At 68.8% G+C, this 20225-nt stretch carries 23 protein-coding genes; 7 read left to right on the top strand and 16 right to left on the bottom strand.

From position 1 onward, the window contains the following. Positions 1 to 48: 48 nt before the first annotated feature. A complete protein-coding gene (locus AC3IS2_RS04660) occupies positions 49 to 828 on the bottom strand; it encodes a hypothetical protein (protein ID WP_489199486.1) in 780 nt (259 codons plus the stop codon). Then, positions 825 to 1589, bottom strand: a complete 765-nt coding sequence (locus AC3IS2_RS04655; protein WP_489199485.1) for a class II aldolase/adducin family protein — start codon at positions 1587 to 1589, stop codon at positions 825 to 827. Before AC3IS2_RS04655 ends, AC3IS2_RS04660 begins: the two co-directional genes overlap by 4 nt. A gap of 212 nt (positions 1590 to 1801) precedes the next feature. Here AC3IS2_RS04655 and AC3IS2_RS04650 point away from each other — a divergent pair, with 212 nt between their 5' ends. The 3 genes from AC3IS2_RS04650 (at position 1802) to AC3IS2_RS04640 (ending at position 4226) form a co-directional block, all read left to right on the top strand. Then, positions 1802 to 2875 carry a DUF2336 domain-containing protein gene (locus AC3IS2_RS04650; protein ID WP_489199484.1) on the top strand — a complete coding sequence of 358 codons (1074 nt, stop codon included), beginning with the start codon at positions 1802 to 1804 and terminating at the stop codon, positions 2873 to 2875. A gap of 31 nt (positions 2876 to 2906) precedes the next feature. Then, a complete protein-coding gene (locus AC3IS2_RS04645) occupies positions 2907 to 3686 on the top strand; it encodes an NAD kinase (protein WP_489199483.1) in 780 nt (259 codons plus the stop codon). A 63-nt stretch (positions 3687 to 3749) separates the two neighbouring features. After that, positions 3750 to 4226, top strand: a complete 477-nt coding sequence (locus AC3IS2_RS04640; RefSeq protein WP_489199482.1) for an Hpt domain-containing protein — start codon at positions 3750 to 3752, stop codon at positions 4224 to 4226. A 67-nt stretch (positions 4227 to 4293) separates the two neighbouring features. Here AC3IS2_RS04640 and spbR read toward each other — a convergent pair whose 3' ends face one another. Both spbR and AC3IS2_RS04630 read right to left on the bottom strand, forming a co-directional pair. Continuing rightward, positions 4294 to 5436, bottom strand: a complete 1143-nt coding sequence (spbR, locus tag AC3IS2_RS04635) for a SpbR family protein (protein WP_489199481.1) — start codon at positions 5434 to 5436, stop codon at positions 4294 to 4296. A 96-nt stretch (positions 5437 to 5532) separates the two neighbouring features. Further along, positions 5533 to 6330: a transglycosylase SLT domain-containing protein gene (locus tag AC3IS2_RS04630; protein WP_489199480.1), complete on the bottom strand. Its 798-nt coding sequence runs from the start codon at positions 6328 to 6330 to the stop codon at positions 5533 to 5535. 198 nt (positions 6331 to 6528) lie between these two features. Between AC3IS2_RS04630 and AC3IS2_RS04625 the strand changes: the two genes are divergently transcribed. Further along, on the top strand, positions 6529 to 7197 hold the full coding sequence (locus tag AC3IS2_RS04625; protein WP_489199479.1) for a TonB family protein: 669 nt from the start codon (positions 6529 to 6531) through the stop codon (positions 7195 to 7197). Here AC3IS2_RS04625 and AC3IS2_RS04620 read toward each other — a convergent pair. Beyond that, a complete protein-coding gene (locus AC3IS2_RS04620; RefSeq protein WP_489199478.1) occupies positions 7194 to 8204 on the bottom strand; it encodes an NAD(P)/FAD-dependent oxidoreductase in 1011 nt (336 codons plus the stop codon). The genes AC3IS2_RS04625 and AC3IS2_RS04620 overlap by 4 nt on opposite strands. Positions 8205 to 8253: 49 nt before the next feature. Then, positions 8254 to 10104, bottom strand: a complete 1851-nt coding sequence (locus tag AC3IS2_RS04615) for a phosphoenolpyruvate carboxykinase (GTP) (RefSeq protein ID WP_489199477.1) — start codon at positions 10102 to 10104, stop codon at positions 8254 to 8256. Positions 10105 to 10319: 215 nt separating this feature from the next. On the opposite strand from AC3IS2_RS04615, the gene AC3IS2_RS04610 reads away from it, so the two are divergent. Together AC3IS2_RS04610 and AC3IS2_RS04605 are read left to right on the top strand one after the other, a co-directional pair. Next, on the top strand, positions 10320 to 10946 hold the full coding sequence (locus AC3IS2_RS04610; protein WP_489199476.1) for a DUF938 domain-containing protein: 627 nt from the start codon (positions 10320 to 10322) through the stop codon (positions 10944 to 10946). A gap of 54 nt (positions 10947 to 11000) precedes the next feature. Next, positions 11001 to 11768, top strand: coding sequence for a pseudouridine synthase (locus tag AC3IS2_RS04605; RefSeq protein ID WP_489199475.1), 768 nt, complete (start codon positions 11001 to 11003; stop codon positions 11766 to 11768). A gap of 4 nt (positions 11769 to 11772) precedes the next feature. Here the strand turns inward: AC3IS2_RS04605 and AC3IS2_RS04600 are convergent, their stop codons facing one another. The 8 genes from AC3IS2_RS04600 to AC3IS2_RS04565 all read right to left on the bottom strand — a co-directional run bounded on the left by AC3IS2_RS04600 (position 11773) and on the right by AC3IS2_RS04565 (position 18330). Continuing rightward, positions 11773 to 12072: a transcriptional regulator gene (locus AC3IS2_RS04600; RefSeq protein WP_489199474.1), complete on the bottom strand. Its 300-nt coding sequence runs from the start codon at positions 12070 to 12072 to the stop codon at positions 11773 to 11775. After that, positions 12069 to 12524 (bottom strand): hypothetical protein, encoded by a 456-nt coding sequence (locus AC3IS2_RS04595; RefSeq protein WP_489199473.1) that lies wholly within the window; start codon positions 12522 to 12524, stop codon positions 12069 to 12071. The genes AC3IS2_RS04600 and AC3IS2_RS04595 overlap by 4 nt, the downstream gene beginning before the upstream one ends. A gap of 79 nt (positions 12525 to 12603) precedes the next feature. After that, positions 12604 to 13368 carry an ATP12 family chaperone protein gene (locus AC3IS2_RS04590; protein WP_489199472.1) on the bottom strand — a complete coding sequence of 255 codons (765 nt, stop codon included), beginning with the start codon at positions 13366 to 13368 and terminating at the stop codon, positions 12604 to 12606. Between the two features lie 23 nt (positions 13369 to 13391). Further along, positions 13392 to 14069 (bottom strand): HAD-IA family hydrolase, encoded by a 678-nt coding sequence (locus tag AC3IS2_RS04585; protein ID WP_489199471.1) that lies wholly within the window; start codon positions 14067 to 14069, stop codon positions 13392 to 13394. Beyond that, the gene (locus AC3IS2_RS04580) at positions 14066 to 15523 is read right to left on the bottom strand and encodes a putative 2OG-Fe(II) oxygenase (RefSeq protein ID WP_489199470.1); all 1458 of its coding nucleotides are present in this window, start codon (positions 15521 to 15523) and stop codon (positions 14066 to 14068) included. Before AC3IS2_RS04580 ends, AC3IS2_RS04585 begins: the two co-directional genes overlap by 4 nt. Further along, complete coding sequence (locus AC3IS2_RS04575; RefSeq protein ID WP_489199469.1) at positions 15520 to 16515, bottom strand: RluA family pseudouridine synthase; 996 nt, start codon at positions 16513 to 16515, stop codon at positions 15520 to 15522. The genes AC3IS2_RS04580 and AC3IS2_RS04575 overlap by 4 nt, the downstream gene beginning before the upstream one ends. Further along, positions 16512 to 16922 carry a fluoride efflux transporter CrcB gene (gene crcB / locus AC3IS2_RS04570; RefSeq protein WP_489199468.1) on the bottom strand — a complete coding sequence of 137 codons (411 nt, stop codon included), beginning with the start codon at positions 16920 to 16922 and terminating at the stop codon, positions 16512 to 16514. Before crcB ends, AC3IS2_RS04575 begins: the two co-directional genes overlap by 4 nt. Before the next feature lie 109 nt (positions 16923 to 17031). After that, the gene (locus AC3IS2_RS04565) at positions 17032 to 18330 is read right to left on the bottom strand and encodes a TonB-dependent receptor (protein WP_489199467.1); all 1299 of its coding nucleotides are present in this window, start codon (positions 18328 to 18330) and stop codon (positions 17032 to 17034) included. Between the two features lie 182 nt (positions 18331 to 18512). Here AC3IS2_RS04565 and AC3IS2_RS04560 point away from each other — a divergent pair, with 182 nt between their 5' ends. Then, on the top strand, positions 18513 to 18893 hold the full coding sequence (locus tag AC3IS2_RS04560) for a hypothetical protein (RefSeq protein WP_489199466.1): 381 nt from the start codon (positions 18513 to 18515) through the stop codon (positions 18891 to 18893). Positions 18894 to 18923: 30 nt separating this feature from the next. Here AC3IS2_RS04560 and AC3IS2_RS04555 read toward each other — a convergent pair whose 3' ends face one another. After that, on the bottom strand, positions 18924 to 19418 hold the full coding sequence (locus AC3IS2_RS04555; RefSeq protein ID WP_489199465.1) for a CC0125/CC1285 family lipoprotein: 495 nt from the start codon (positions 19416 to 19418) through the stop codon (positions 18924 to 18926). A gap of 78 nt (positions 19419 to 19496) precedes the next feature. Then, the gene (locus AC3IS2_RS04550; RefSeq protein ID WP_489199464.1) at positions 19497 to 20225 is read right to left on the bottom strand and encodes an RluA family pseudouridine synthase; all 729 of its coding nucleotides are present in this window, start codon (positions 20223 to 20225) and stop codon (positions 19497 to 19499) included.

The raw sequence follows: 20225 nt of genomic DNA, 5'->3' as shown, positions 1-20225 counted from the left end.
ACGTATCTGTAACGGCGTCGCGCCCGGTTTCCGTCGCGGAAAATCGCATCAAAAGCGACGCCAAATCCCGATAATCGGCCCTCCGGCCACGGGGGTGTCTCGGCCCGCGACGGCCTGTCGCCATCCGCCCTGCACGCTCCAGGCGCCGACATGGCGAACCGCCGACAGTTCGACCGACAGCCAGCGCGCCCCGTCGCCGTCCGCCGCGCCCCCGAACCCTTGCGCCATCAGCATCCAGTCGTCGTTCAGGTGCGCGCCTGCGGTCAGGTCCACGCGCACCTCGTCCGGTAGCCCCTGACGCCAGCGCCGGGCCAGCTGCGCCTCGACGAAGCTGCGTTGCGGCGTCCACCGAACGCCCGATCCGTCGAACGACTGGCCGGCCAGCACGCGCGCCTCCCAGTCGCTGTCGCCCGCTCCCGGCGGCGCATAGCCGGCGTTGCGCCCCGCGCCGCCCTGGGCATAGCCGGCGTAGACGGCCAGGACGCTGTCGTCGTCGCGGTGGGCCTGCCAGCGCGCGCCGATCTCGAACGGACCTCGGCCCTCATAGTCGACGAAGCCGTCGCGGCCTTCCTGCCACTCGCCCTTGACCTGCAAGGTCCAGCTGTCGCTCAGGCCGTATTCGATCAGCGCCGACGCCGAGCGATCCACCCGCTCGACCGGCAGGTCCAACCGGCCGCCGACAGGGCCAAAGGCCTCGTCCGCGCGCATGTTCTCGTATTTCACGATCGCCTGCCCCTGGCCTTTCGGCAGGTTCCAACTCCCCGCGAAGGCGGAGGACGCCGCCCCCGCCAGCCCCAGGATGATCAGCAGCCCCCCGACCGCCTTCACACGTCGTAGCCCGGCGATTTTCGCTCAAGCTGACGCAGGGCGCCGGGCCAGGCCAGCGACGAGATGAAGCCGATGCCGCGCCCCTGATCCTTGGTCTCGGCCTGGGCCGCATCGGGTGCGATCAGCACGTGTTCGCGCCCGCCCGACAGAGCCGCCACCTGCTGGGCGCAGGCCCGCTCCAGGAAGAAGATTCCGACCCAGGCCTGGGCCGCCGTCTCGCCCACCGCCAGCGTGCCGTGATTGCGCAGCAGCATCAGAGGCTTGTCGCCCAGATCCGCGACCAGCCGCTCGCGCTCGTCGTGGTTCAGCGCCAGGCCCTCATAGCCGTGGTAGGCGACCTGATGCTGCAGCAGACAGGCGTTCTGGCTGATCGGCAGAAGGCCATCCTTCTGCGCCGCCACGCCCACGCCGTTCACCGTGTGCAGGTGGATGACGAATTTCGCGTCTTCGCGCGCCGCGTGGACCGCCGAATGGATGGTGAAGCCGGCCGGGTTGATGAAGCTGGTCGTGTCCTGAACGATGTTGCCCTCCAGGTCGACCTTCACCAGAGAAGAGGCTGTAATTTCGTCGAAATACCAGCCGTAGGGGTTGATCAGGAAGTGGTGCTCAGGCCCCGGCACGCGGGCCGATATGTGGGTGAAGATCATGTCGTCCCACCCGTGCAGAGCCACCAGCCGATAAAGCGCGGCCAGTTCAACGCGCGCCTGCCATTCGGCCTCTGACACCCGCGACTTCAGCGACGCCGCCGATCCGTCCGCCATGACGATCTCCCTTATCATTGTTCGGTTGAACGTCGCCCCGCCCCGGCCCCGCGTCAAGCGAGCCTGAAGGCGCCGGCAGGATTTCGTTAACCCTGTTTTCACCCCAAGGAGATCAGGATGCCGCGCGGCCAGGGCGGCCGTTTCGATAGGCGGAGCCGCCGGTGTCCTCAGTCGTCCCGCCGGAGTCGGCCAAACAAGCACGAGACATCCCCTTGTCCGGATTGAACCAGTTGCTCGATCTGGCCCGCAAACGTTCGCCCGAGGATCAACGTCGGCTGCTGCTGGGCGTCGCCGGCCTGTACGAAACCACCCAGGCCAAGGGGGCCGCGCCCGACGCCCTGGCTGATATCTTCATCGCCCTGACCCGCAGCGCCGAGCACGATGTCCGGCAGGCCCTGGCCAAGCAACTGGCCAACGTCGAATGGGCTCCCGCAGCCCTGGTCCGCATGCTGGCGGCCGACGAAATCCAGATCGCCCGGCCAGTGATCGCCGCCAGTCCGCTGCTGCTGGACGAGGACCTCCTGCAACTGCTGGCCGACTGTTCGGTCGAGCATCAGATTCAGGTGGCCCTGCGTCCCGACCTCGGGGCGGCGGTGGCGCGCGCGATCGTCGAGCGCGGCGCCCCCGCCGTGATGACCGCTCTGGCCACCAATCGCAGCGCCCGGATCGAGACCGACGCCTTTTCCGACCTAGTCGACCAGTCGCGCCATCTGGCCGCCCTGCGCGCCCCGCTGACGCGGCACCCCGCCCTAGACGAAGCCCTGGGCGCGCGCCTGTATCAATGGGTCGGCGAGGCCCTGCGCCAGGCGATCAGCGACCGCTTCGCGCTGGACCCCGCCGCACTCGCGCAAGCGGCCGAAGCCGCGAGCGAACAGGCCTGGCGCGCGCAGCAGCCCAGCGCCGCGCCCGCCGAGGACGCTGACGCTCGGCTGGTGGCCAAGCTGCACGCGGCGGGCCAGCTTCGCCCCGCCTATCTGATCCGCGCCCTGCGTGAGGAAAAGCTGGGCGTGTTCGCCCACGGGATGGCGGCGCTGGGCAGGTTCGACATCGCCCATGTGCGGCGGGCGCTGCAGGGCGACACCGCGCGCCCCCTGTTCCTGGCCTGCACAGCGGTCGGCCTGGACCGCGCGGCCTTTCCCGCCCTTTTGGCTGAAATCCGCAAGCTGAACAAAGGCTTCCCTGCCGATCCCGATGCTTCGGCCTGGCGCCTGGCCGAGCGGTCGGCGGATCAGGCCGCCTATGAATTCAGATTGCTGATGGCGGAAATTGACGCCGCTTCCGTTTGACACGGCCGGCCGGCTCAGCTTGCGTAGCGGCGTGACCCAATCTCCCGCGCCCCTCGCCCTCACCTTCGTCGCCAGCGACCGGCCGGAAGCTGAGACCGCGCGCCTGCGCCTGAGCGAACGCTACGGTTCGGTTCCTGTGGCCGAGGCCGACGTCATCGTGGCCCTGGGCGGCGACGGCTTCATGCTGGAGACCCTGCACAACAACCTGCAGCTTCGCACCCCGGTCTACGGCATGAACCGGGGCTCGGTCGGTTTCCTGATGAACGACTATGAGGACGACGACCTGCTTCAGCGCATCACTGAAGCCGACCGCACCGTCATCCACCCCCTGCAGATGGACGCCTGGACCGAGAGCGGCGAGGTCCACAGCGGGCTGGCCATCAACGAGGTCTCCCTGCTGCGCCAGACACGCCAGACCGCCAAGCTGCGCGTCAGCATCAACGACAAGGTGCGGCTGGAGGAGCTCAGCTGTGACGGCTGCATGGTCGCCACGCCCGCCGGATCGACCGCCTACAACCTGTCGGCGCACGGCCCCATCATCCCGCTGGACGCGCCCAGCCTGGCCCTGACCCCGATCAGCGCCTTCCGGCCCCGACGCTGGCGCGGCGCCCTATTGTCGCATACGGCGCGCGTCCGCTTCGAGGTGTTGGAGGCTGACAAGCGGCCCGTCAGCGCCACCGCCGACAATTTCGAAGTCCGCCGCGTGACCCGTGTCGACGTGCGTGAACGCCGCGACATCAGCCTGACCATGCTGTTCGATGCTGGACGCTCGTTCGAGGAACGCGTCATGGCCGAACAGTTCGCCAGTTAAACGTCACGGGTTTTTAAGCCTCCGCCGCCTAAGGTCTCCGGTACGAGTTCAGGAGCCTGTCACGTGAGCAACCCTCCGCAAGTCATTCGTCCGCCCAACCCCCTGCGCGCCAAGGTCGGCGGGGGCTTCGGCGGCATCGACGCCAACGCCATCGCCAAGGCCGAAGAAGCCCTTCGCGCCATGTCGGCCCAGTTCGGCCAATGGCTGCAAGACGAGATCGTCAAGCTGGAGCAGGCCCAGGCCGATATCCGCGCCAAGGGCTACACCCCCGAAACCGCCGAGGGGCTCTATTTCCGCGCCCACGACCTGAAGGGGCTGGGGGCCACCTATCAGTATCCGCTGGTGACGCGCCTCGCCGGATCCCTGTGCCGACTGATGGACGACGGCGAAAAGCGGATGCAGGCGCCCACGGCGATCCTTGACGCCCACATCGACGCCATCCGCGCCGTGGTCCGCGATCAGATCCAGACCGACGATCATCCGGTCGGCCGCGCCCTCGCCGAGACCCTGGAAGCGCGGGTCGCCGAACACCTGGCCTGATCCAAGGTCTCCGGAACAAGAAAGGCGCCTCCTCGCGGAGGCGCCTTTTTTAGTGCTTGCCGATCCTTCAGGCCGCGCTGACCGCGGCCTCGGCTTCGGCCTGGCCTGGGCGATCCAGCCGCTCCATCAGATAGGCCAGGTCCTCGCGCGCTGCATTGGGGCGCTGACTCAGAAAACGCTCCAGCATTCGCTGACGGAAAAGATCGCTGGCGGTGTCGCCGCCCTCGGCCTGCAGCGCTCGCCAGGTGTCCACGCCCGCGCGGAAGGCCTGGAACAGGCGCGGCGGCAACCCGGCGCGGTCATAGATCGACTTCAGCCCCAGCGGCCCGGCGTCGTGCACCATCAGCCAGGCGCGGTGATGCGGCGTGCCGGTCAGCTCCGCCAAGGCGTGTTCGAACAGGGCCATCTGCCCCCGCGCCAACGCCCGCAGCAGCAACGAGGCGTTCAGCACCTTGCGCGCGTTCAGCCCGGCGACGAAGGCCGGCAGGTCGTTGCTGACCCGCGCCTGATCCACCAGATCGACCGTCACCCGCTCGCGCGCGAACTGGGCGAACTGGATGGCGGTCTCGGGCGCCACGGCGTGGCGCGTCACCAGATGCTCGCGCACGGCGTCGCTGGCCAGGGCCACCAGCCGCTCCGTCACCGACAGCGGCAGGACCTGACGATAGGCGACGGCCGAGACGACCTCGGAGGCCTGGCCGAAGCGATCGACGACCACGCCGAGAGACGCTTCGGAAATATCGGCGTTGTCGTTCGCCGCCAGGGCGCGCACGGCGGACTGGCAGCCCTCTGCCGCCAGAACGGCAGCGACGTCGCGCGGCACACGTTCCCGCGCCGCCACGGCGGTCTGGCGCACGGCCGAACCTGCGCGGACGATCTCGATCAGGTCGTCATCGGTAAAGGCCGGCGAGCTGGCGATGATCGGCAGGGCCACGCTGTCGATATCGGCGGCCAGGCGACGCGCCACCTCGCGCGGCATCACCTCCGACGCCTTCAGGGTGACGGCCAGGGCGCGGCGCACCAGTTCGGCGGCGTCGTTGGCCAGCACGCTCAGAATCTTCTGCGCCGCGGCCCGGTCGACGTCGTCCAGCGGCATCCGGTCGATGCTGCGGCACAGCTTGTGCGCCGCCGCCGCGCGGTCGTCTTCCGCGTCGGACTTGATCAGACGCCTGATGTCGCTTTCCGTCAGTCGGGCGCGGTAGGCGGTCATGAGAGAGCTCGTGAGCTAGGCGGGCGGAGAATCAATCGTCACGCTTAGCGTTACATAGTTAACGCCTCATTAGGAATGAGGCGAAACCACGTTCTTTTACGTCGTCGTCTCCGAAGGCGGCGCAAAGGCCCCGCCGAACCCGCCGCCGCCCGACCCGTCCTGGCCCAGCAGCAAGGCCAGCAGGCTCTGATCCTGCTTCAGACGATCCAGGCGCGCGGCCAGCATCCGATCCTTCTCGCTCAGGTCCGGCGTGGTGTTCAGCGTCGAGCCGACACCCGCCGCCGGGGCGCCCTCGCCCGCCGTGCGCTGCAGGTTGGCGTGAACCTCGGCCACCGTGGCGTGACGGCCGTTGCGATAGAAGATCGAGCGATTGGCCGAGGCCGCATCCGGGAACAGCGACGCCGCGCTGGCGCCCGGCCGTGACTGCATCGCCTCCATCAGCTTGGCGGCGCCCGCCGGGCCGAGGAAATGCGCGGCGTAGAGGTCGCCGGCGCCCGGCTCGCGTCCCGTGCGCCCGCGCAGATAGGCGGCGTTGGAGGCCGTCAGCTCGGCCGCCATGGTCGAGGCGGCCTGGGCGTCGAAACGCAGGTCCAGCACCACGTTGCGGGCCGAGCCCTGCACCCGCCAGCGGCCGTCGTCGCCGCGATGGATCAGGTCGGCGTATTGGCCGTAGCCGTGCTTGGCCCCGTGCTGTTTCACCGTGGCCAGCCAGGTCTGTTCGATGAACTGGAACAGACCCGAGGCCGACGAGGTGCCGGCCCGCGCGGACGGGTTCATCGCGCTCTCGCGACGCGCCGTCTTCATCAGGAAATCGAAGTCCACGCCGGTCGTGCTGGACGCACGCCGGATGGCCGCTTCAACCCCGCCGGATGATGGAATCGCTCCTACGCTCATATGGTTGACGGTCGCTAACCAAGGTTAATGAAAGCCTAATAAACAAGCGCCGCAATAAAGCCGCAAGCGGGGCGCGAACTTTGTTCCGTGGGCGCTGGGGAGGGTCTGCGACAGGAGGCGTTGAAGGCCATGATGATCAGAACCGCGGGCGGCCCCGGACTGGTGAGCCCGATAGACTTTTCCGAGCGGCGGAAACCGATGCCGCGATGGATGTGGGCGGCGATCGGGGCATCCGCCCTGGTCCATGTCGGCGCCGGGGTGTGGCTCTACAATCAGCGGTTCGAGATCGCGGAGATTCCGGCCGTCGAGGAAGGCCCGCCGACAATCGTCGAGCTGTTCCGCTCGCCCAAGCCGCCCGAGCCTCTGGTCGCGCCCAAGGTTCCGCCCGCGCCGACGCCCCCGATCCATCGTCCGGACCGGATCCTGCCCTCGACCGTTGCGCCGCTGGAGGTTCCCGTCGCGCCCGTCACCTCGACGGACACAGGGCCGATCATCAACCTGACCGATCCCGCGCCGACGCCTGCGCAGGGAACCGCCGTCACCTCTCAGCCGACGCCGCCCGTCCCGGTCATCACCAACCCCGACTGGGTCAGGAAGCCAACGGCCGAGCAGATGATGCGGGCCTACCCCTCGGCGGCCGAGGCGCGCGGCGTCAACGGCGTGGCGAACCTGTCCTGCCTGGTGCGGGTGGACGGGTCGTTGACCGGCTGTTCAGTCGCGTCCGAAACGCCCGGCAATCAGGGCTTCGGGCGGGCGGCGCTGGGCCTGACGCGCTACTTCCGCCTCAGCCCGCGCACGGTGGACGGTCAGGCCGTCGACGGCGCCCGCGTCGGCATCGCCATTCGCTTCAACCTGCCTGAAGGCTAGATGAAGCGACGGGGGGCGAGGGCCGGTTCTTTCGAGGGCCGGCCCTCGACTTCGTCGGCGACGACCCCGGCGACGAGCGGGCCCAGAAGCCAGCCGTTGCGGCGCGGCCCCAGCGCCAGATGCAGCCCGGCCTCGACCGCGCCCGCCATCGGCAGACCGTCGGGCGTGGCGCCGCGCACGCCGGCGCGCCATTCGATGTCCAGCGATCGCGGCGGCTGGCCCAGCACGGCCCAGGCCGCCGCCAGCATCCGCGCACACCGCTCGGGATCGGGCGTCAGCGACCGCTCGCCCGGCTCCATCGTCGCCCCGATCACGCAGCCCTCGCCCATCGGCGCGACATAGGCGCCCGGCCCGCGCACGACGTGATCGGTCAGCCGCTCTCGGACCACGCCGATCTGCCCCCGGATCGGCGTAATCAGGGTCATCAGGCGGGCGGCGTCTTCGGGCAGGCCCACCAGCGCCGCTTCGGCCCCGGTCGCCAGCACCACCTGATCGGCCTCAAGCGGCCCCGCCGTGGTCTCGACCCGCCAGCGCGCACCCGGCCGCGACAGCGCCTTCGCGCGGCCTTCGATGATGCGAACACGCCGCCCAAGCGCCGCCAAGGCCTGCGCCGGTTCGACCTTCCAGTCTTCGCGAGTCGTCAGCCGCCCGGCGTCGCGATCGAATTCATGCGCAAAGCCCAACGCCGCCAGACGCCCGGCCAACACGTCGACCTCGCCGCCCCGCCATTCGGCCACATCACGGCTCAGCACCACGCCCGTCGCCTCAGCGAAGTCGGTCCACGCATCGCGCCCACGCCGCAGCAGTTCGGCTTGATCACGGCTCAGATCATCGATGGCGCTTTCCATCGCCGGGGCGATCATGCCCGCTGCGACCGCCGAGGCGTTCAGGCCGCCGGGATCGACCACGGTCACGTCATGGCCGCGCCGGACCAGTTCCGCTGCCGCGCACAGGCCCAGAACGCCCGCGCCGATGACCACGATGTCTTGAGAATTGAAAAGGGGCACGGGCTGTCCTTCGACCTCCCGCGCCCCGATTTCAACCCGGCGCTTCGCCTTATTCGGCGGCGAGCTTGGCCGCGCGGGCTTCTTCCAGACGCTTGGTCAGGGCCGCATGCTGGTCCCACAGGGCCTTGGGCAGGCGGTCGCCGAACTTCTCGTAGAAAGCGGGGATCAGGGCCGCTTCCTCGGTCCAGACCTCGGCGTCGACGTCCAGCAGGATCTTCAGGTCGGCGTCCGACAGGCTCAGGCCCGACAGGTCCAGCGCGGCCTTGGTCGGCAGGCGGCCGACCGGGGTGTCCACGGCTTCGGCCTTGCCGTCCAGGCGCTCGACGATCCACTTCAGCACGCGGGCGTTGTCGCCAAAGCCCGGCCAGACGAACTTGCCGTCCTCGCCCTTGCGGAACCAGTTGACGAAGAACAGACGCGGCAGCTTGGCGGCGTCGGCCTGGGCGCCCAGCTTCAGCCAGTGGCCGAAGTAGTCGCCCATGTTGTAGCCGCAGAAGGGCAGCATGGCGAAGGGATCGCGGCGCAGCTCGCCGACCTTGTTCTCGGCGGCGGCGGTGCCTTCCGAAGCCACGGTCGAGCCCATGAAGACGCCGTGTTCCCAGTCGAAGGCTTCCGTCACCAGCGGCACGGCCGAGGCGCGGCGGCCGCCGAACAGGATGGCGTCGATCGGCACGCCCTTGGGATCTTCCCATTCCGGGGCGATGGCCGGGCACTGGCCGGCGGGGGCGGCGAAGCGGGCGTTCGGGTGGGCGGCAGGCTCGCCCGAGGCCGGGTCGTAGGGCTGGCCCTTCCAGGTCGTCAGACCCTCGGGGGCCTCCTTGGTCAGACCTTCCCACCAGACGTCGCCGTCCGCGGTCAGGGCGGTGTTGGTGAAGATCGTATTCTTCGTCAGGGTCGCCAGGGCGTTCTGGTTGGTGTTGCGGCTGGTGCCCGGCGCCACGCCGAAGAAGCCGGCTTCCGGGTTTACGGCATACAGGCGGCCGTCGTCGCCGAAGCGCATCCAGGCGATGTCGTCGCCGACCGTCTCGGCCTTCCAGCCCTCCAGCGCCGGCTGCAGCATGGCCAGGTTGGTCTTGCCGCAGGCCGAGGGGAAGGCGGCGGCCACATACTTGGACACGCCCTCGGGGCTGGTCAGCTTGAGGATCAGCATGTGCTCGGCCAGCCACCCCTCGTCGCGGGCCATGATCGAGGCGATGCGCAGGGCGTAGCACTTCTTGCCCAGCAGGGCGTTGCCGCCGTAGCCCGAGCCGTAGGACCAGATTTCGCGGGTTTCAGGGAAGTGGACGATCCACTTGTCGTCGTTGCAGGGCCACGGCACGTCGGCCTGACCTTCGGCCAGCGGCGCGCCCAGGGTGTGCACGGCCGGGACGAAAACGCCGTCGGCGCCCAGCATGTCCAGCGCGCCCTTGCCCATGCGGGTCATCACGCCCATCGACACGGCGACATAGCCGCTGTCGGTGATCTCGACGCCCAGGGCGGAGATCTTGGAGCCGAGCGGCCCCATGCAGAAGGGCACCACATACATGGTGCGGCCCGTCATGCAGCCGTCGAACAGGCCCTCGAGGCGATCACGCATCTCCACGGGGTCGGACCAGTTGTTGGTCGGGCCGGCGTCGGCCTCTTCTTCCGAACAGATGAAGGTGCGGCTCTCGACGCGGGCCACGTCCTTGGGATCCGAGGCGGCGTAGTAGCAGCCGGGACGCTTGGTCTGATCCAGCTCCTTCAGCGTGCCCTTGGCGATCAGGTCGGCGACGATGGCCGTTTTCTCGGCTTCGGAACCGTCGCACCAGTGAACCCGGTCCGGCTTGGTCAGGGCCGCGATCTGCGCGACCCAGGCGACCAGACCCTTGTGGTCGGTCGGCGCGGGATAGAGACCCGGAATCGATACGTCTGCAGTCACAACATGGTCTCCTGAACCGGGCCGCCCGGCGATCTGACGCCGCCATGACGAGTCGGACGCTGATCACGTCCTGTTTCAGGCGCAATGCCATCGGAGGCGACGCAAGGTCAACCGTTGCCGGAATTCACTTCTGTCAGAATAGGTTCTGCTGCGTTGCAGCATGTTTTCCGGTCGCGACGGGCGCTGAGCAGCGATATCACAGTCGGATGCGCACCATGGACACCCTCACCGCCCTGCCCGACGGGGCCCTGGCGTCGCCCGCCTCGGTTCGCAACGCCGAGCCGATCCTGCGCCTGCTGCGCGCCCATCTGCCGAAAAGCGGTCGGGTGCTGGAGATCGCCGCCGGTTCCGGCCAGCACGCCGTGACCTTTTCCAGCGCCCTGCCCGGCCTGATCTGGACGCCCAGCGACCCCAGCCCCGACGCCCGCGCCAGCATCGCCGCCTGGGCCGCGAATGCGGGATCGGCCAACCTTCAGCCGCCGCTGGCGCTGGACTGCATGGATGAGCGCACCTGGCCCGACGCCCCGTTCGACGCCGTCGTCTGCATCAACATGATCCACATCAGCCCTTGGGCGGCGACCGAGGGACTGATGAAGCTGGCGGAGCGCGCCCTACCTCGACCCGGCGGACTGCTTTATCTCTACGGCGCCTATCACGAGGCCGAGGTTCCGCTGGCCCCGTCGAACGAAGCCTTCGACATCAGCCTGAAGGCCCGCGATCCAGCCTGGGGCCTGCGCGACCGGGACCAGGTCGTCGCCCTGGCCCGATCACACGGCCTGACGCTGACGCTGCGGACGGAAATGCCCGCCAACAACATCAGCCTGTTGTTCCGCCGCGCCTGAGCCTCTCCGCGCCCAAGGCTTGCCCCTGCGCCCCCCGGCCCTCTACAGAGCCGCATGGCTTTCACTCGCACCTACGACGGCCTTGAGCCGGTCCGCATCAACAAGTGGCTGGGCCAGACCGGGGTCTGCTCGCGGCGCGAGGCCGAGGGCCTGATCGCCGCCGGCATGGTCTCCATCGACGGCGAGACTGTCACCGACGCCGGCCGCAAGATCGAGCCGGGCCAGACCCTGACCCTGAACGACCGGGGCCAGGCCGCCCTGGCCTCGGGCGTCACCATCCTGATCCACAAGCCGCTGGGCTATGTCTCGGGCCAGCCTGAGCCGGACAAGATTCCGGCCGTGCGCCTGCTGACCGAGGCCAACCGCGTCGGCGAGGGCGCCGTCCCGGCCGAGGACGCCTCCCTGCCCCCCATCGGCCGTCTGGACGAGGACTCGCGCGGCCTGTTGATGCTGTCGTCCGACGGCGTGGTGGCCAAGGCCGTGATCGGGCCGCAGTCGCATCTGGACAAGGAATACCTGGTCCGCGTCGAAGGCGACGTGACCGAAAAGAAGCTGGCCCTGCTGCGGCGCGGCCTGATGCTGGACGGGCGCATCCTGAAATACGCCAAGGTGTCGCGCATGGAGCAGAACCGCCTGCGCTTCATCCTGACCGAGGGCCGCAACCGTCAGATCCGCCGGATGTGCGAAATGGTCGATCTGGAGGTCACGGACCTGCTGCGCATCCGCGTCGGCCCGATCCACCTGAACAACCTGCCCGAAGGCAGGTGGCGGATGATCACCGCCGAGGAACGCGAAGCCCTGATCGACGGCTCGCTGGGCTGATCCATCAGCCGGCGACGAGCCCGGCCAGCCGGGTCAGTTCCGAGACATGGGCGGCAAACGCCGTCTTGCCCGCCGGGGTCAGCGCCAGCCAGGTGCGCTGACGCCCCGCCATCGCCGCCTTGCGGAGCTTCAGATAGCCCGCCTCCTCCAACTGCTTGACGTGTTTGGACAGGACGGAGTCGGACACGGCGATGGCGTCGCGGACCGTGGCGAACTCGACCTCGTCCGCCGCCGACAGCATGGCGCAGATCTGCAATCGGCCCGGCGCATGGATCACGGGATCGAATTGCGGGACGAAGCTCATCCCTTGGCCCCGGTCTCGTCGCGATAGACCGCCAGCCACAGGCGCGAGAAGGCCAACGCACCGACAAAGGCGACCGCCGTCAGCGCAAAGGGCGCCCAGACCATGTCGTCGCGACGACCGGCGTAGAGCGACAGCCCCATCAGGACGATGAACAGGCCGCCCACCCCATAGGCCACCCAACGGGCCTTCCTGGGCGTCACGCCCGTCACCAGGACGCCGCTCTTCTCGGCCGAGGCCCGCAGCAGCAGGGCCAGCGCCAGAGCGCCGCCGCCCGAGGCCAGCACGTTGAACGGCAGAGGCGCGGCCTGCCCGCCCACCATGACGGCGGCGATCGACGAATAGACCAGATCATAGCGCCAGGAACCCTGCGCCACCTTGTCCTGAACCACCGCCTGGGACTGGCGGATCGCCGCCAGGGCGGCGGCGGGGTCGTCGTTCTCGGGTTGGGTCATGGCGGCACCCTCACTTTCCAGACAGGAAAATGAATGTGACTTTCCGGACCGTCAAGTCATAAGTTTCCATATTGGAAAATTAGACGCGCAAAGCCTCAAACCACCGTTGCAACAGGGCCGCCTCGACGCGGTGCGCGGCGACGCGAGCCGCAGCCTCCTCGTCCACGCCCCAGCGTTCCTCGGTGAAGGCTTCGTCCAGGCGCGACAACTCCAGCGCCGCCTCGCCCGACAGCGCGCCGCGCTGCACCGCCAGCCCCAGCACCGCCGACCCCAGCAGGGGCACGGCCGTCGCCAGCCCGGTCAGGCTGTGGTCGTCCATCTCCAGCGCCAACGCCTTGACCCGCGCCAGCGCCTCGGGCGACTGCGCCCGGTGCACGATGCCTTCCGCTGGATGCAGGGCCACCCCCAGTTCCCGTGCCGCCCAGTCGCGCCACGGCCCCCACTCGGCCTGCTGGCGCTCGATCAGCGATCCGGGGTTCTCGGCCAGATAGCAGATGACGTCCGACCCGGCGTAGGCGGCGATCTCGGCGGCCACCGGCTCGCGCGTCTGGCTGACCCGGTCGATGGCGGTCGAGGCCAGACGTGTCGCGGGCATGGTCGATGCGACCAGGAACTCGCCCTGCGCCGCCCATTCGTCAGCGACCAGCCGCGCGGCGGCCTCGGTCGGCAGGGTCAGGGTGTTGCCCGCCGGCGTCTTGGGCGTGCGGCCGTCCAGACGCACGGTCCAGCCGCCCTCGTCAGCCGAGACGTCAGCGACCTTCCAGAAGCGTTTGATGCGCTCTTCGGACTCGCGAAAACCCTTGCGGGCGGCGACGTTGGGATCAAGCGGGGGGATGTGGGACATATCGGTCTTCTAGGCGGCCAATCTTAAGCGGCAAGGGCGGTCAAGGCGAAGCGGTCCAGCGCCGCCTCCAGATCAGGGAAGTCGACGGCGACGTGGCGCGCGCCCGCCGCCACCTGTTCGTCATGGGTATGGAAACCCCAGCCGACGCCCAGCGGATGCACGCCCGCGTTCAGCGCCATCGTGATGTCGTGGCTGGTGTCGCCGATCATCGTCGTGGACGCGGCGTCGGCTCCGCAGACCGTCATGGCGGCGAGCAGCATGGCGGGATCGGGCTTGCCCGGACCGTCCGCCGCGCAGTGGCTGGACAGGAACAGCTCGCTCCATTCCGGCCGAGCCAGATTGCGGGCCACGCCGCGCCGGTTCTGACCCGTCGCCAGCGACAGCCGCCAACCGTCGCGCTTCAGCCGCCGCAGCGTGTCCATGACGCCGGGATAGAGTTCTTCCTGATGTCCCGCCTCGTGCATGACCCGAAAGCTGGCCTGGAAGGCGGCGACAAAATCGGCCAGTTCGGCGGTCGTCAGGCCGGGCTCCAGCACGTGCAGCGCCTTGTCCAGCGTCAGGCCGACGATCTGGCGCACCCGGTCATAGCTGGGCTCGGGCAACCCCAGGGCCTGCGCCGCCTCACAGCACGCGCGATGGATCGACGCCCGGCTGTCCACCAGGGTGCCGTCGATGTCGAAGACGGCCAGCGGACGGGTCATGCCGGAACCACGTCGAAGGCGATGGTCAGGCGGGTCTCATCGCCCGTGAACGGCACGGTCCCGTGCCACATGTAGGAAGGAAACAGCACCAGTTTTCCCGGCTCCGGCTTCTCGAAATGTTCAGGCGGCGTGGGCGCAGCACAGACAAACGGCGGCGCGCCAAAGCCGATCCACCCCTCTCGCCCGCCCGCATCGACCGCTCCGGGCAGTTCGATGTAGCAGGCCGAGGACAACCAGCCCTCGGGATGGACGTGCGGCGCATGGTATCCGTTCGGCGCCAACTGCACCGACCAGCAGCCGGCGATGCGATAGTCCCCGGTATTGCGACGCCGCAACGGGTCGTCGCCGCCCCCCAGCCGCTCCAGATAGCGTTTGATGGGACCGTCGATGGCGTCAAAGAAGGCCCGGATGGCGGGGTCTTCGCTGGATCGCAGATCGACATGGGTCTGGGTCCCGTGCCGCAGACTCTGTCCGACCGGATGCGTCCGGAAGGTGTGCAGACGACGCAAGGCCGCGGCGAGATCCCCGAGATAGGCGGGCAGGTCGCTCCACCCCTTGGGCGTATCGATCGCTCCCCCTTGCACGAAGGCGTCATAGTCGTTCAGCGACGGACCACGGCTGACGCCTGACAACCGCTCCAAGGCGGCCTTCAGCGACAGCCAATTCTGGTCATCCGCCGGCCTGTCGATTTCGGCGAGCAAGACCGCGGCCTGATCCAGTTCGCCGCGCGCCAATCGAATCTCGGCCAGCTTCAAGGCGACAAGCGGATGCCCCGGCGCGGCAGCCATGGCCCCCAAGGCATGATCCAGCGCCAGATCGCGGTCAAACGACAGAGCGGCGTTGGCCGCGCCCAGATCAATCGCCGGATCGCCCCTCCCGCTCTCGACCAGAGCGCGCCAGACCTCACGCGGCGGCGAGCCTGTGTATTCCATCAGCAGCCCGAGCAGACTTCGCAACCTGCCGTCGCCCGGCGCCCGATCCAGCGCCTCGCGAATCGGCGCCAGGGCGCGCGCGGCGTCGGCCGTCCGCATCCAGATCAGTTGAGCCAGTTCGCGCAGGGCTTCCACATAGGCCGGCCGCCGAGCGACCGCCTGACGATAGGTCTGCTCGCCTTCGTCGCACCTCTCCTGCCCCGCCAGCGCTCTCGCCAGGATCAGCCAGGTTTCCGGCGCGTCGCCGCCCTTGGCGAAAGCCCGGCGAACCGCCGCTTCAGCCTCGGCATGACGTCCCATGTCGCCCAGAAGCGCCGCCAGATTATGCTCGGACACGCTGCTGCTCGGCCTGGCCTTCACCTGGGCGACGCGCAGAGCCAGGGCTTCGTCCAGCTGCAAAGGCCAGGTCGCCGCCGAGTTCGGCGCCGCGCGCAAGGCCGCCAGAGCCTCCTCCAGGCGACCAGCGGCGATCAGCCGGTCAATGGCCGTGCGCTCTAGACTGGGGCGGCCGTCATGGCTCATCGCTGGCGCTTGACCCCTTCGAACGGATCGACGTCGCTTTCGTCCTCGGAGAAGCCGAAGTGGGCGAAGCCGGCCTTCATCTCGGGGCTCAGCGGCGCCTCGACGATCAGCTTGCCGCCGCCCGGATGGTCCAGCTCGATGCGGCGGGCGTGAAGCTGCAGCTTCAGCACGCCGGACAGTTCGCGCGACTTCTCGTCGCCATACTTGGCGTCCCCCAGAATGGGGTGGCCGATGGCCGCCATGTGGGCGCGCAGCTGGTGCGTCCGGCCGGTGAAAGGCCGCAGCGCCATCCACGAGGCGCGGTGGGCGGCGCGGCTGATGGTGGCGAAGGCGGTCTCGGCCGGTTCGCCCTTGGGGTCCTTGGGTTCGGCGGGGCGCATCATCTCGAAGTCGTTGATGCCGGTCTTCTTCAGCGCCATGTCGATCTGGCCCGCCGAGGGCTTGGGGTTGCCGATGACGATGGCCCAATAGGTCTTCTTGGCCTGACGCCGGGCGAAGGCCCCGGCCAGGCGCTTGGCCGCCTCAGGCCCCTTGCCCAGCAGCAGCACGCCCGAGGTGTCGCGGTCCAGACGGTGGACCAGACGCGGCCGGTCCATCCCCTCGCCCCAGGCCGACAGCAGGCGGTCGACGTGCTTGGTCGTCTTGGTGCCGCCCTGCACGGCCAGGCCGTGCGGCTTGTTCAGGGCGATGACCATCTTGTCTTCATAGAGGACCAGCGACTTGGCGTAGGCGATGTCGCGCTCGGTCAGTTCATGCAGGTCGCCGGGCTTGCGCGGATTGGCGTCGGGCAGCGGCGGCACGCGCACGGCGGCGCCGGCGGTCAGGCGGTCCTGCGGCTTGACCCGCGAGCCATCGACGCGAATCTGGCCGCTGCGGGCCATCTTTTCCACCTGGATATGGGTCAGGTGCGGCCAGCGGCGCTTGAACCACCGGTCCAGGCGGATGTCGTGTTCATCCTCGGCGACATAGAGGGTCTGGACTTCGCGGCTCATGCGCCCACTCCGGTAAACAGTTTGCGCGCGATCATCAGGCCGACGAACAGGGCGGCGATGGAAAGAACCACCGAACCCGCCACATAGACGAAAGCCGTGGCCAGTTCACGGCGTTCGATCATCAAAGCGGCTTCCAGCGAAAACGCCGAGAAGGTGGTGAAGCCGCCCAGCACGCCGACGGCGACGAACAGGCGGATGCTCTCCTGCCCCGCGCCCGCCTTCAGCGCCAGCCATCCGGCCAGCAGCCCCATCAGCAGACCGCCCGAGATGTTGGCGGCGAACGTCGCCCAGGGCCAAGATTGGGGCCAGCCCGCGCCTGGCGCCAACCGCCCGACCGTCAGGCCCAGCCCATAGCGGGCCACGGCCCCCAGGGCGCCGCCGGCGGCGACAAGAAGAAACTGCGTCATGCCCGGCTTCTACACCGACAGCGCCGCTTTGGCGAAAATGCCGGCCCCACACGGAAAAGGGGCGGCGGATCGAAATCCGCCGCCCCTCTCCTGGTGGTGATGCCCGTACTTAGAAGCGCGCGGTCAGACCAACGTAGTAACGACGACCGAGGACGTCATAGGTCGACGGATCGGTGTTGGCCTGGACGCCCGGGGCGTAGGTCCGCGGGTCTTCGTCGGTGAGGTTGTTCACACCGGCGCGCAGGACGACCGTGTCGTTGACCGCCCACGAACCGTTCAGGTCGAAGTAGTGCAGCGGCTCCAGCACGGTCGCGGTGCCGAACTGGGTCAGTTCACCGACGCGGCGCCAACGGACGCCAGCGCCGAAGGCGCCCTTCGACCAGTTCAGCGAGGACAGCATCTTCCACTCGGGGAAGGTGTTGCCGAACACGCTGTCGATCGTGCCCGTACGGTTGATGAACGGGCCGCCGGCGGTGTCCTGGCGCTGCCAGGTTTCCAGCCAACCGACGACGACGTTGGCGTTCAGCGAACCCCAGTCCGGCAGACCGGCGTCGGCCAGCTGGACCTTCCAGTCGAACTGGGCGTCGATGCCCGAGGTCTTCAGGGTGGCGAGGTTCTGGTTCAGCTCGCGCGCCTGGGTGACGTTGCCGGTCAGCGGGTCACGGGCGAACAGCTGGCAGTAGCCGTTGTTCGGATCGAAGGTCGGGTTCTGACCCTGGGCGTTGAAGCAGCCCTGCAGCTGGGCCGCGGCGCCGACGGTGCCGATCACGTTCGTGATCTCGATGTTGTAGTAATCGAGCGAAACCGAGGCGCCCGACAGCAGCGGGTGCTGGAAGCGCGACTGGTAGACGGCGCCGACCGACCAGGTGTCGGCGGTTTCTTCTTCCAGGTTCACGTTGCCGCCGGTGATGCCCGACACTTGGTTGTTGCCGAACTGGTAGCTGTCGATCGAACCCGGCGCGACGCCTTGCGCCAGGCAGAGCGCCCGGACCTGAGCCGCGTTGGCGCCGTTGCGATAGCTGCTGCGGATGTCGCAGGGATCACCCGACAGACCGGTCGCCGACGGCGAGCCGATCGAGGGGAAGCTGGTGTTGGTCGGCGCGAACAGTTCGCCGATCGAAGGCGCACGAACGGCGCGGTTGGCGCCGCCGCGGAAGCGCAGGCCGTCCATGACCTGCCATTCCACATCAGCCTTGTAGGCCGACACGCCGCCGATCGTGTTGTAGTCCGAGTAGCGGTAGCCCAGCGTCAGATCCATTTGCTGCACGAACGGCAGGTCGCTCAGCACCGGCACCAGAACTTCGGCGAAGATTTCCTTGGAGTTCGTCGTGCCCTTCAGAGCCTGCGACGGGTTGAAGCCCGCGATTTCCGAGCCGCCGTTCGAACCGCCGTCGGCGGCGCGCCACAACGGGGTTGCTCTGGGCCAGCGAGGCATCCGGACGGAAGGCGAAGTCATCCTGGCGGTATTGAGCGCCGAAGGCGGCCCGAACTTCACCGGCCGGCAGCGTGAACAGCTGGCCTTTGCCGCCTCGGCCGGCGGCCATCCAGCGGCTTTTCGAGTGCCGATCCATCGGCGAAAGCACCGACCGCGTGACCTGCTATGACGCCGCCGTCGAATCACTGGGAGTCGCGGAACGCGACGGGGACATCGCCTTCGTCGAACGAGAGCGCGTCCTGGAAGCCCGCCGCGCCCTGTTCGGCTTTTCCCTGCCAACCTTCCCCGCCTTGCTGGCTGGCGGCGAAACGGCACAGCTGGAGGAGATCGAGACGACCCTGGCTCGCGCTTCCTACGTCACCGGCGCAGGATGGACCTTCCATCTGGCCGACGGCTCGATCTGGCGACAGATCGACACCTTCCCGCTTCAGTTCCGACCCACCGAGGGCTTGCCCGTCAGGGTGCGTCGCGCCGCCATGGGCAGCTACCTGCTCAAGGTCGCCGACAATCCGGCCGTGCGCGCAAAGCGCCAGTGACGGCAAGACGCGCGCGGCGTTTCTCTGCCCCTACAGGCGCGGCCGGATCGCGTCCTGCACGCTGCGCGCGTCATAGGCGTCCGGGCGGCTCGGGCGCTGGCCACGGCCCATGACGATCTCCAGCGTGGTCGAGGTCGGCTGCGGCCCGCTGAGATCAAAGCCCAGGCCCACGCCGACGCCGGACGACGACCAACCGCCGTAGCGGCTGGAGCCCGCGCCGATCGAGACGCTGGGACGCACGCCGCCGGCGCTGTCGGGGCGGCCGTCGATCCAGCGCTGCGTCACCTCGAACCAGTCATAGCCCTGATCGACGGTCAGTTGCGCCGCGCGGAACAGGGCGCGGTCCACGACCCTGCCGGGCGCGCCGACGCCGTTGTAGGTGACACGAAATCGGTTGGATTCAATGCGCTGCTCGCTGAACCCCTGCCCCCGCGCGCCCTGCTGCGGACCATAGGGAGCCAGGCTGGCGCAGGCGCTCAGCGCCAGGGCGGAAGCTGCGATCAGGCCGAAGGTCAGACGTTTCATGCGGCGATCTCCTTGCCCGGATTAGCGTCGAGCAGACCCCGATGTTCCGCCTGAAAGCTGAACCCGTGCTGAACCGCCTTAGAGACCCGCCGCCGCCTGCAGCGCCATGAAGTCCTCGGGCGGGGCGGCTTCCAGCGTCATCCGCTCGCCGCCTTCGGGGTGCGGGAAGGACAGCTTGGCGGCGTGCAGCATTAGGCGCGGCGCGCCGCGACCGGCAAAGGTCAGCGCCCCGCCATAACGCACGTCGCCGACCAGAGGCCGACCGATCGAGGCCATGTGGACCCGCAGTTGGTGCATCCGCCCCGTCTCGGGCGACAGTTCGACCAGAGCGCCGTCGTCGCTGGCCGCCAGGGTGCGATAGCCGCTGACCGCGCCTTGCGCGCCCGGCGCGTCGAACTCGACCACGCGCATATAGCTTTCGCGCCCGATCTCCTCGCGGCGCAGGGCGGCGGTGATGCGGCCCGACTTGGGCTCAGGCGCTGCGGACACCAGGGCCAGATAGGTCTTCTGGAAACGGCGCATCTGCATCGCCTTGCCCAGGAAGCCCGCCGCCGGCTTGGTCTTGGCCGCCAGAATGACGCCCGAGGTGTCCCGGTCCAGCCGATGCACCAGCTCCGGCCGCTTGCCGTTCGAACGGGCGAAGGCCCACAGCAAGTCGTCCAGCGTATGGGCCTGGATGCGTCCGCCCTGGCTCGACAGGCCCGAGGGCTTGTTGAAGGCGATGATGTGCGCGTCCTCGTGGATGACCCACGAACGGACGGCGGCGATGTCTTCTTCGGTTAGGGAAGCGGGCTGGCGGGTTTTCAC

It is taken from the genome of Brevundimonas sp. KH_025 (genome assembly GCF_057839885.1).
The sequence above is the reverse complement of the archived record's forward strand: the minus strand, read 5'-3'. Positions and strand labels throughout refer to the sequence as shown.